Origin of the sequence: Providencia sp. wls1943 (assembly GCF_009706275.1) — a bacterium.
Classification (GTDB): Bacteria; Pseudomonadota; Gammaproteobacteria; order Enterobacterales; family Enterobacteriaceae; genus Providencia; species Providencia zhijiangensis.
Window position 1 is genome coordinate 1 of the sequence record NZ_WLTU01000012.1, and the last position, 4582, is coordinate 4582.

Here is a 4582-nt window from a genome sequence, read left to right on the forward strand (position 1 = left end):
CAACGTGGCCGATTGTACCAACGTTAACGTGCGGTTTTGAACGTTCAAATTTTTCTTTAGACATTAGATTGTCCCTCTAAGACACGGAATCGGTGGTTAAACCACATCAACCAAGCAAGGATTAAATTCGCTTGTATTCTTTCTTTACAGGAGACAAAACAGGAGATAATTGAGAACATCGGGGAAGTGGTGCTGATAGGCAGATTCGAACTGCCGACCTCACCCTTACCAAGGGTGTGCTCTACCAACTGAGCTATATCAGCACATCTTGGAGCGGGCAGCGGGAATCGAACCCGCATCATCAGCTTGGAAGGCTGAGGTAATAGCCATTATACGATGCCCGCAATGAACTCGGCTACCTGAGTTATCAGCTGTTAAACTGTTTTCCGCAAAGCTTATAGAAGCTTATTGGAGATGGTGGTGGGAGAAGGATTCGAACCTTCGAAGTCTGTGACGGCAGATTTACAGTCTGCTCCCTTTGGCCGCTTGGGTATCCCACCTATCCAAATTTTTAATGGTGCCGGCACCAAGAGTCGAACTCGGGACCTACTGATTACAAGTCAGTTGCTCTACCAACTGAGCTATGCCGGCATCAAGTGCTGCGCATTCTAGGAAGAGTGAGCGCAGGATGCAACAAAAAAATTTAATTTTTTGTTCATTCGCTCATATTTTATTCGCTTTTTGCGATTTTGTTGATTTTTTATCTACTTTGAGATTAAAACATCAACAACAGCCATTAACTATAATCGATTATAATCTGAGGAGTAAAGCACCGTTATCGAGTTTAGTTTCGTAAAATATAATTTTTTTATTCACTATCACAGTTTTTTCCCTGTTTTGATCGTTTAGTTTTTCAGCAAAAAACCTATTTTTTTTTGCATACGTCAAAAAAAATTCACATAAAACACAAAAAAACCTACGCCTACTTCTCTTCACTCGCTATGATGCTACCAAATTTTATGGATACAGATGCTTTTGCAGCCTGTCCAACCTGCACACAAATAGGCAGATGTTGGTTTATGAAACAAAAAGAAAATTTTATGACGACACCATATTTAGAGTTCGATAGAGAGCATTGGGCCACTTTGCGTGATTCGGTTCCTCTAACATTATCATCAAGTGAGCTCCTTAAACTTAAAGGTATTAATGAAGAGCTTTCCATGGATGATGTCATCGAAATTTATCTTCCTCTGTCTCGTCTACTGAACTTTTATATAAGTTCCAATTTGCGCCGCCAAGCGGTGTTAGAACAGTTTTTAGGAACGAATGGAGCAAAAGTACCCTATATCATTGGTATCGCTGGGAGTGTTGCCGTAGGAAAAAGTACTACGGCCCGTTTGCTACAAGCGCTACTAACCCGTTGGCCAGAACATCGAAAAGTTGACTTGATTACTACCGATGGTTTTTTATATCCAAACCATGTCTTACGCGACAAAAATATAATGAAGAAAAAAGGCTTTCCTCAATCTTACGATATGCGGAAGTTGGTTAACTTTGTTTCTCAAATCAAGTCAGGAGCGCGTAATGTTGCAGCCCCTGTTTATTCGCATTTAACCTACGATATTGTTCCTGATCAGACACAAATCATCGACCAACCTGATATTTTAATATTAGAAGGGTTAAACGTCCTGCAAAGTGATATGGACTATCCTCAAGATCCTCACCATGTCTTTGTTTCGGATTTTGTTGATTTTTCCATTTATGTTGATGCCGAGCCCCAATTACTAAAGCAATGGTATATCGGACGCTTTTTGAAATTTAGACAAGGTGCATTTTCTGATACCGGTTCATATTTCCATAACTATTCTAAGCTCAGTGAAGAAGAAGCGATCAATGTGGCGAGTTCAATTTGGGATGAGATTAATGGTTTAAATCTTGAAGAGAATATTTTGCCAACTAAAGAACGGGCAAGTTTAATTATGACCAAGGGCGAAAATCATTCTATTCGGAATGTACGCTTAAGAAAATAATGGATAAGGCCGGTATTATCCGGCCACTATAGTTAATTTTCATTCGATCTTAATGATATTTCACCGCCAATATAAGGGATAACTTCTCCATCTTCTTTTTGTAATAACAGAGCGCCTTGCTCATTTATTCCCTTTTCAATACCAACAACAATATCATTACCAATCAAAAGCTTAACCTTACGACCTAAAAAATTATCTAATTCAAACCACCGAGACAAAAATGGTTTCAATCCTTGTTTCTCAAATATATGTAATGATTCTTTTAATGAATTAATAATATTACCAGCTAATTCATTTCTCTCGATATTTTCAATTTCATCAATTAATGCAGACCAAGCTTGGTTAATTGTTTCCTCTTTTTGAATGATATTTTTACTCATACCAATATTGATACCAACACCAATAATAATATGTGCTGCATCGCCAGTTTTGCCTGTTAGTTCAACCAGAATTCCAGCTAGTTTCTTATCATTCATGTAGAGGTCATTAGGCCATTTAACCTTGACTTTGTTTCCACATAATTTATTTAAAGTTTCAGCAATTACGATACCAACAACTAAGCTCAAACCAATTGCAGCTGCGGGGCCTTGTTCTAATTTCCAATATGTTGAAAGGTAGAGGTTACATCCGAATGGTGAAATCCATTGGCGTCCGCGGCGGCCTCTTCCTGCACTTTGGTATTCAGCTAAGCAAGTATCCCCAGACTGCAGGTGAGGAATTCGATCCAACATATATTGGTTAGTTGAATCAATAACAGGTTCAACTATGACATTAGAATCAGAAACATATTGCTCAATGCGTTCTTTATTCAATAGGTTAATTTGCGAAGGAAGCTGATATCCCTTACTAGTAACTGTTTGAATATCAAGACCCCATGAGCGCAATGTTTTGATATGTTTGTTAATTGCAGCTCTCGTCATTCCTAAGTGCTCACCCAGTTGTTCCCCTGAATGAATTTGCCCATCCGCTAAAATATCAATAACTTGTAATGGAATGCTCATCTCTTTCATTGTATACAGTCCACCGCATTGACCTCGCCATTTCGCCCTATAAAGCGAACTTCAGGCTCTAAATATATATCGAAATGCTGTTCAACTGTGTGTCTGACATGCTTAGCAAGCTCCACAATATCTTTTCCTGTTGCATTTTCTTTATTGATCAATACCAAAGCTTGCTGTTTATGAACTGCAGCACCACCTAGTTCGTAGCCTTTTAAGCCGCATTGGTCAATCAACCAACCCGCTGCTAATTTTACATTTCCATCAGCCTGAACATATTGAGGGCAATTAGGGTAACTAGCTTTGATTGTCTCCGCGAGTTCAGCAGATACGACTGGGTTTTTAAAGAAGCTGCCAGCATTACCTGTTACAGCGGGATCAGGTAATTTACTTCTGCGAGTCTCACATACCGTCTCAAACACATCTGAAGGCGTTACAGTGTTAGGATCGAGCTTAGCTAAATCGCCATACGCTAGCTTTGGTGACCACTCCTTAGAAAAAGTCAATCCAACGCTGATAATCGCATGCGAATTCTGATATTCATGTTTAAAGATACTGTCTCGATACCCGAAATTGCATTCTTCCGCAGGGATACGAGTGATCCTACCTGTATCCAAGCAGAGGATATCCACATACTCACAAACATCTTTTAGCTCTAACCCATAAGCTCCAATATTTTGTATCGGTGCAGAGCCTACGCATCCAGGGATCAGCGCTAAGTTTTCTGCGCCATATATTCCCTTATGAAGCAATGTTTCAAGTAGCTGATGCCAATTTTCCCCTGCATATGCATGTACATGCCAAGCATCTGCAGAATCAGTAATTTCGATACCTTTAATTCTGTTTACAATGACCACACCATCAAAATCTTCAATAAATAACACATTGCTTCCCCCGCCTAATAACAGTACAGGAAGATTGTCATTTTTTGCTGTTGTCCACTGTTGGTACAGAGCATCAGCGCTTTGTACAATGTTCACTTTAATAGCTTTGGCATCAATACCGAAGCTATTAAGCGATTTGAGTTCGGCGGTCAGGTTCATTGCTACCTTCATTTTCAAATAAGATCTAAGATTTTATAAGTCTATCAGCCTGACCTAGCAGTGAATAGCATGTAGATGGAAATAATATGAGAAGTAAGAAACTGAGAAGAATTTTCAAAAATACAAATCGATAGATAGCAAAAAGCCACCCATTGGGTGGCTTCTTATATTTAAAACCTAGCAGTTCCCTACTCTCACATGGGGAGACCCCACACTACCATCGGCGCTACGGCGTTTCACTACTGAGTTCGGCATGGGGTCAGGTGGGACCACCGCGCTATTGCCGCTAGGTAAATTCTTTTAAACTATTTTAGTATTCATGGTGCTGATACCCAGATTCGAACTGGGGACCTCACCCTTACCAAGGGTGTGCTCTACCAACTGAGCCATATCAGCAATATGGTACTGTCAGTCAGCACTGACACAACCTTAAAATTTAATGTCTGGCAGTTCCCTACTCTCACATGGGGAGACCCCACACTACCATCGGCGCTACGGCGTTTCACTGCTGAGTTCGGCATGGGGTCAGGTGGGACCACCGCGCTATTGCCGCCAGACAAATTCTGTTTAT

3 protein-coding genes, 5 tRNA genes, 2 rRNA genes and 1 pseudogene are annotated in these 4582 nt (G+C 40.3%); 1 reads left to right on the forward strand and 10 read right to left on the reverse strand.

Going from position 1 to position 4582, the window contains the following annotated elements; all coding sequences use genetic code 11:
- The 5 genes and pseudogenes from GKR48_RS05355 to GKR48_RS05375 all read right to left on the reverse strand — a co-directional run.
- A pseudogene (locus GKR48_RS05355) lies at positions 1-64 on the reverse strand (GTP-binding protein); the annotation flags it as partial.
- A gap of 123 nt (positions 65-187) precedes the next feature.
- Positions 188-263, reverse strand: a tRNA-Thr gene (locus GKR48_RS05360).
- Between the two features lie 6 nt (positions 264-269).
- Positions 270-344: transfer RNA gene (locus tag GKR48_RS05365), tRNA-Gly, on the reverse strand.
- 71 nt (positions 345-415) lie between these two features.
- Positions 416-500: transfer RNA gene (locus GKR48_RS05370), tRNA-Tyr, on the reverse strand.
- Between the two features lie 15 nt (positions 501-515).
- Positions 516-591 (reverse strand) — tRNA-Thr (locus GKR48_RS05375).
- 428 nt (positions 592-1019) lie between these two features.
- Here GKR48_RS05375 and coaA point away from each other — a divergent pair.
- A complete protein-coding gene (coaA, locus tag GKR48_RS05380; protein WP_154627318.1) occupies positions 1020-1970 on the forward strand; it encodes a type I pantothenate kinase in 951 nt (316 codons plus the stop codon).
- Positions 1971-2002: 32 nt separating this feature from the next.
- Here coaA and birA read toward each other — a convergent pair whose 3' ends face one another.
- The 5 genes from birA to rrf (GKR48_RS05405) form a co-directional block, all read right to left on the reverse strand.
- Positions 2003-2980, reverse strand: a complete 978-nt coding sequence (gene birA, locus GKR48_RS05385) for a bifunctional biotin--[acetyl-CoA-carboxylase] ligase/biotin operon repressor BirA (RefSeq protein ID WP_154627319.1) — start codon at positions 2978-2980, stop codon at positions 2003-2005.
- Positions 2977-4011, reverse strand: a complete 1035-nt coding sequence (gene murB / locus GKR48_RS05390; protein ID WP_154627320.1) for a UDP-N-acetylmuramate dehydrogenase — start codon at positions 4009-4011, stop codon at positions 2977-2979. The genes birA and murB overlap by 4 nt, the downstream gene beginning before the upstream one ends.
- Positions 4012-4186: 175 nt before the next feature.
- Positions 4187-4302: ribosomal RNA gene (gene rrf / locus GKR48_RS05395) — 5S ribosomal RNA — on the reverse strand.
- Between the two features lie 29 nt (positions 4303-4331).
- Positions 4332-4407, reverse strand: a tRNA-Thr gene (locus GKR48_RS05400).
- Between the two features lie 45 nt (positions 4408-4452).
- A 5S ribosomal RNA gene (gene rrf / locus GKR48_RS05405) occupies positions 4453-4568 on the reverse strand.
- Positions 4569-4582 lie beyond the last annotated feature (14 nt).

Coding starts and splice junctions, on each gene's coding strand:
- coaA (WP_154627318.1), top strand. CDS start 1,020: ATGAAACAAAAAGAAAATTTTATGACGACACCATATTTAGAGTTCGAT.
- birA (WP_154627319.1), bottom strand. CDS start 2,980: ATGAAAGAGATGAGCATTCCATTACAAGTTATTGATATTTTAGCGGAT.
- murB (WP_154627320.1), bottom strand. CDS start 4,011: ATGAACCTGACCGCCGAACTCAAATCGCTTAATAGCTTCGGTATTGAT.